Below are 6,670 nucleotides of genomic sequence, written 5' to 3'. Positions count from 1 at the left end.
GGATAATCTTGTTCAGATTCAAGCAGCAAACGTACTGCTCGTTCTTTGATTTCTGCGGTGTATTTTAATCTTGTCATAGCGACATTCTCTCAAGAAAATGTGTCTCCTACAATCTCGGTACGGTTCAAAAACTGAGTGTGTATAGTTTCTTTGAATCATCCTATTTTATAATATGTTTTATCCTCAATTCTTTTGGCTTTAATTCCCTCAACCCACATAAACAACGAATATGATTTAAACCCTCTTTTTAAATAGTTTAACGTCAAACCACCCAAGACTTGATCATAAAAAGCACCATTAACTCCCCTATGCGCTTGTTTTGGTGCAACTCTAAAAACACTTAGAATCACTCAATTAAACCAAATTCTTAACCTCAACCAATTGATTTATAGCAATTATAACCAAAGATAAATCAAATTGATTAGATTGGCATAGATTCTGCATTTTTGTATTCCATCATGTATACAAGTTGGAATGCAAAAAATGAGTCAGAACAAATGCATTGGCTGGACACTTCAAGAATGGCAAACTGCTTATCTCAACCAAGATATTCATCTTGAAGATTTAATCGACTATGTAGCGCAACTACCACAACCTGATCATGCATGGATTTCAATTGCTACGACAGAAATACTTTCCCAACAAATTGAAGCCTTAAAGCAAAAAGCAGATCAAGCCACAGAGCTCAGCAAAGAATTGCCTTTATACGGTATTCCGTTTGCAGTGAAAGATAACATCGATGTTGTTGGTTTTGTCACCACGGCCGCATGCAAGGCCCTAACAACTGTTGCTACGCAAGATGCCGAAACCATTCGCCTGCTTAAAAATGCAGGGGCCATTGTCGTGGGAAAAACCAATTTAGACCAGTTCGCAACGGGGCTTGTCGGGACACGCTCTCCTTTTGGTGCAGTCAGTAACACGTTTAACGCTGACTATGTCAGTGGTGGCTCTAGCTCTGGTTCAGCCAGTGTTGTAGCTCGTGGCTTGGTGCCCTTTGCACTCGGAACAGATACTGCAGGCTCAGGCCGTGTTCCTGCTGCATTTAACAATATTATTGGACTAAAACCCACCAAAGGTCGTTTTTCAAATCGTGGCCTACTCCCCGCCTGTAAAAGTTTGGACTGTATTTCGATTTTTGCATTAACGGTCACAGATGCCGACACCATTGCCCAAACGGTAGAACACTACGATGCGCTAGATAGCTATTCACGCCAACACCCCAAAACTACACCTGCGAAACTCTCCGCTAAGCTACATTTTGCTATTCCCCAAAAACTGGAATTCTTTGGAGATGACCAAGCTAATTATGCCTTCCAACTGGCTGTAGAACAGTTAAAAGTTCTCGGTGCTGAAATTACTGAAATTGATTTTTCAGCGTTTGAACAATTGGCAGCCCAACTCTATCAAGGCTCATGGGTGGCAGAACGTACAGCGGCGGTTGCCGAGTTGTTGGCGCAGCAGCCTGAGGTTTTCGATCCGACAGTGCGTGCAATCATTCAAAAAGGTCATGATTTTAGTGCAGTTGATGCCTATAACGCGGAGTACTTAAAGCAAGACTTAAGCCGAAAAATTCAAGATACTTTGGCCCAATTTGACGCATTGATTGTTCCCACCTCTCCAACCATTCATACCCTTGCGGAAATGGAACAGTCACCGATTAGTCTGAACTCTGAGTTTGGGACTTATACCAATTTCACCAACCTTGCCGATTTAAGTGCCCTCGCTCTGCCCGCGGGTTTCCGCACCGACGGTTTACCTTTCGGCATCAGCCTAATTGCACCTGCATGGTATGACCAAGCCCTGATTGAATTTGGGAAAATTTGGCAGACGCATTTGAACTTAAAGCTGGGTGCCTTAGACCGATATGCACCCATTCCAGCACTACAGAACACAGTCTCTCCACATCATATCCGTGTTGCGGTGGTTGGGGCACACCTGACAGGAATGCCGCTGAACTTCCAATTGCTCACACGTGATGCTGTGCTTGTGGAAACCACACATACCGCTGAGCACTATGCCCTGTTTGCACTAAATGGCACTGTCCCACCTAAGCCCGGTCTAGCCCGAGTCGATGAACACGGTCAGCAGATCATTGTTGAACTGTGGGATGTACCCACTGCTCGCTTTGGAGAATTTGTCGCAGAGATTCCCACACCACTGGGCATGGGTAATGTCGAACTAGCAGACGGTCGATGGGTGAAAGGTTTCATTTGTGAACCTTATGGCTTAAACGATGCCGAAAACATCAGTCACTTTGGCGGTTGGCGCGCCTATATCCAGCACCGTAACAATTCAAAAGTAGAACAAGCTTAGTCAAATTTAGGAATTTTAAAATGTTTAAAACTGTATTGATTGCAAACCGTGGCGAAATTGCTGTACGTGCAATTCGCACTTTAAAAAAACTGGGGCTGACCAGTGTAGCGGTATATTCAGACAGTGACCGTTACGCACAACATGTCAAAGACGCGGACATTGCCATTGCTTTAGACGGCTTAAAACCATCCAACACTTATTTAAGCATTGAAAAACTGATTCAAGCCGCACAAAAAACGGGGGCTGAAGCTATTTTCCCAGGCTATGGCTTTTTATCAGAAAGTGCTGAATTTGCAGAGGCTTGTGAGAAAAATAATATTGCCTTTATGGGGCCAACCGCGACACAAATTTTAGAGTTTGGTTTAAAACACCGTGCACGTGAACTGGCTGCCGCTGCACAGGTGCCTATGACACCAGGGACAGGCTTACTTGAAAGCTTAGATGAGGCAATTTCTGCGGCTACAGAGATTGGTTACCCCATCATGCTGAAAAGCACCGCAGGCGGCGGTGGTATTGGTCTCACCCGCTGTGATAACGAACAAGCCTTAGTTGAAGCTTATGAAAGCGTCAAACGTTTAGGCGCACAATTTTTTAAAGATTCGGGCGTATTTTTAGAACGTTTTATTGACCGTGCGCGTCATGTCGAAGTTCAGATTTTTGGTGATGGTCAAGGTCAAGTGGTTGCATTAGGCGAACGCGACTGTTCATTGCAACGTCGTAACCAAAAGGTTGTGGAAGAAACCCCTGCTGCTCATCTGCCCGAAGCCACACGTCAAAAACTACACCAAGCAGCAGTTGAACTCGGCAAATCTGTCAATTACCGCAGCGCAGGTACGGTCGAATTTATTTATGATGCTGCACGCGATGAATTTTACTTCCTTGAGGTCAATACCCGACTACAAGTGGAACATCCTGTCACTGAGATGGTGACGGGTTTAGACCTGATTGAATGCATGCTTAAAGTTGCTGCGGGCGATGCACTGGATTGGACGGCACTTAGCAACATCCAACCGCAAGGTGCGGCGATTGAAGTGCGTATTTATGCAGAAGATCCAGTTAAAAACTTCCAACCCAGCCCGGGTGTACTGACCGAAGTTGCATTTCCAGACAATTGTCGTGTTGATACATGGGTTTCAACAGGGACAGAAATTTCGCAATATTTTGACCCGATGATTGCCAAAATCATCGTACATGCGGATACCCGTGAACAAGCCATTGAGCAACTAAAAAGTGTGCTCTCTCAAACTCGTTTAAATGGCATCAGCACCAATTTAGACTATGCACATAGCGTGATCTCTGATGAACGCTTTGCACAAATGCAAATCTGGACACGCCTGCTAGACGACTTTGACTACGTACCAAATGTGATTGAAGTACTCCAAGCTGGCACGCAAAGCTCAATTCAGGACTTTCCGGGACGTGTGGGCTATTGGGATATTGGTGTACCACCATCGGGTCCTATGGATGACTATGCTTTTCAATTGGCCAATCAAATTGTAGGGAATGATGCTAGCGCAGCAGGTTTCGAGTTCACCCTACAAGGCCCAAGTCTCAAGTTTCACCAAGACACTGTGATTGCACTCACAGGTGCACCATGCCCTGCGCAACTCGACGATAAGCCCGTGGACTTTTGGCAACCGATTCACATTTGCGCAGATCAAGTACTCAGCTTAGGACAGGTCGAGTCTGGTTGTCGTAGCTATTTAGCAGTGCGTCATGGGCTCGATGTCCCCCTATATTTGGGCAGTCGTTCGACTTTTGCTTTAGGTAACTTTGGCGGGCATGCAGGACGTGTACTTCGTGCAGGCGACATGATCAAACTCGTCAACACAGCCCATCCAAATAGTGATATCCCTTTAGCCCCGCAAGAACCACAGGCTCTATCTCCTGCACTGATTCCAAGCTATGGCAAAGAGTGGAAAATTGGGGTGCTGTATGGACCACATGGTGCACCTGACTTCTTTAAACCCGAATATATTGAAGAGTTTTTTGCATCTGAATGGACCGTACACTTTAACTCCAACCGTCTAGGCATCCGACTGTCAGGGCCAACACCAAGCTGGGCACGTGAAAATGGCGGTGAGGCAGGACTTCACCCATCGAATGTCCATGACTGTGAATATGCCATTGGTGCAATTAACTTCACAGGCGACTTTCCTGTCATTCTCGCCAAAGATGGGCCAAGCCTGGGGGGCTTCGTTTGCCCTGTAACTATTGCCAAAGCTGAACTTTGGAAAGTGGGTCAGCTTAAAGCCGATGATAAAATCAGCTTTTATCCTTTAACTGTTGAACAAGCCAATGCCTTAGAACAACAACAAATTGAACGGATCGAAAACTTTGCCCACGCAGCACTTAATTCTGAGCCCCCAAGCGGTGATATTCCAACATCCGCAATTCTTGCCAGCTTAGAGGCAACTGATGTATCTCCACGCACGGTATACCGCCAAGCGGGTGACAGCTATATCTTACTGGAGTACGGTGACAATGTTTTAGACTTGGCGCTACGCTTACGCGTTCACCAACTGATGCAGCTGATCCGCGCGGCTAATATTAAAGGCATATTGGAACTGTCCCCCGGCGTCCGCTCGCTGCAAATCAAATACGATGGACTCACGCTTCCACAGCATCAATTGATCGCATTTCTACTCAAGCTTGAACAGCAAATGGGGGATTTAAGCCAAATCAAGATTCCGTCACGGATCATTCATCTACCCATGGCATTTGAAGACAGTGCAACTTTAGGTGCTGTTGAACGCTATCAAGAAAGTGTCTGTGCCAAAGCGCCTTGGCTACCGAACAATGTCGATTTTATTCAACGCATCAATGGCTTAGACAGTCGTGAGCAAGTCAAAGAGATTATTTTCAATGCTAACTACCTCATTTTAGGCCTTGGTGATGTTTATCTCACCGCCCCATGTGCAGTACCGATTGACCCACGCCACCGCCTATTAAGTTCAAAATACAACCCTGCACGTACTTTTACCGCTGAAGGTACCGTAGGCATTGGCGGCATGTATATGTGTATCTACGGTATGGACTCTCCAGGCGGCTACCAACTGGTCGGACGCACTCTACCCATTTGGAATAAATTTAAAAAGAACAAACAGTTTGGCGACAAACAATGGTTCCTAAACTTCTTTGATCAAATCAAATACTTCCCCGTATCTGAGTCAGAGTTAGAGCAATGGCGTGCCGACTTTGAAAATGGTCAAACACAAATTCAAATTGAAGACACTGAATTTGACTATGCCGCGTATTTACAGCTGCTTGAAGATGAAAAAGACAGCATTGCCGAGTTTAGAGCACAGCAACAACAAGCTTTTAATGCTGAAGTGGGCTTATGGAAAGAAAGCGCTGATCATCAAGAACATCTGATTGCAGAAGTACCTGATGAGACCGACTACAGCGCCTATGCAGCACTACATGCTTCGATGACCGGTAATATTTGGAAAATATTAGTGGAACAAGGTCAGATTGTGAAAAAAGGGGAAACCATTGCTATCATTGAAGCCATGAAAATGGAATTACCGGTATACGCTGCGGATGATGGTACTGTCAAAGCCATTATTTGTCGGGCTGGACAAACCGTTCATAGCGGTGAACCTTTGGTTTATATGGAATAGTACATGCCCAATATGACACGTGCAGGTTCAAGTTCAGACAATTTGTCTGAACTGGTTTACCAGCAAATAAAAAACGATATTTTTGATTTCAAATTGATGCCGGGTGAACGTTTTACCGAATCCGAAATCGCCTTGAGCTATCAGGTCAGTCGTACGCCTGCACGGCAAGCGCTATATCGACTACAACAAGAAGGCTATGTAGAGGTGGCATTTCGTAGTGGCTGGACTGTCCGTCCGTTGAACTTGCAATACTACGATGAGCTGTATGAGCTACGCATCATGATTGAGCAGTATGCAATTCGAAAGTTATGCAGCAGTGCATCTCAGCCATCGAAGGAAATGAAACACCTACACAAAATTTGGATGGTTGCACCTGAGCAGTATCTGTCAAGTTTAAAAGCCATGGCGAAAATTGATGAAGATTTTCACTGTGCGTTGGTTCGTGCCATTGGCAATCAAGAAATGATCAAAATTCATCAAGAGGTCAGTGAAAAAATTCGCATTATTCGGCGCCTCGATTTTTCAAAAATGGATCGAATTGAAGCCACCTATGCGGAGCATCAAGCCATTTTGAATTATATAGCACAGCAACAGATGGAGCTTGCCGTTGAAAAGATCAGTGCTCACATTCAACAAAGTCGAGATGAGGTAAAAAAAATTACCTTAGGTATGCTTAATCAGCATGCTGTTGTGAAAGCAAGTCGCTAAGCACTCAATCAACATTCCACTCTCAA

3 protein-coding genes are annotated in these 6,670 nt (G+C 45.0%); all 3 read left to right on the top strand.

Going from position 1 to position 6,670, the window contains the following annotated elements:
- Window positions 1-483 precede the first annotated feature (483 nt).
- The 3 genes from atzF to MF4642_RS10230 are packed head-to-tail and all read left to right on the top strand — an operon-like array spanning window position 484 to window position 6,644.
- The gene (gene atzF / locus MF4642_RS10240) at window positions 484-2,313 is read left to right on the top strand and encodes an allophanate hydrolase (RefSeq protein ID WP_078426158.1); all 1,830 of its coding nucleotides are present in this window, start codon (window positions 484-486) and stop codon (window positions 2,311-2,313) included.
- Window positions 2,314-2,333: 20 nt separating this feature from the next.
- Window positions 2,334-5,936 carry an urea carboxylase gene (gene uca / locus MF4642_RS10235; RefSeq protein ID WP_078426157.1) on the top strand — a complete coding sequence of 1,201 codons (3,603 nt, stop codon included), beginning with the start codon at window positions 2,334-2,336 and terminating at the stop codon, window positions 5,934-5,936.
- Between the two features lie 3 nt (window positions 5,937-5,939).
- Window positions 5,940-6,644: a GntR family transcriptional regulator gene (locus MF4642_RS10230; RefSeq protein ID WP_078426156.1), complete on the top strand. Its 705-nt coding sequence runs from the start codon at window positions 5,940-5,942 to the stop codon at window positions 6,642-6,644.
- The last annotated feature ends 26 nt before the right edge of the window (window positions 6,645-6,670 follow it).

Source organism: Acinetobacter sp. MF4642 (assembly GCF_002018925.1).
GTDB classification, from domain to species: domain Bacteria; phylum Pseudomonadota; class Gammaproteobacteria; order Pseudomonadales; family Moraxellaceae; genus Acinetobacter; species Acinetobacter johnsonii.
This window is presented reverse-complemented; position numbering and strand designations above follow the sequence as displayed.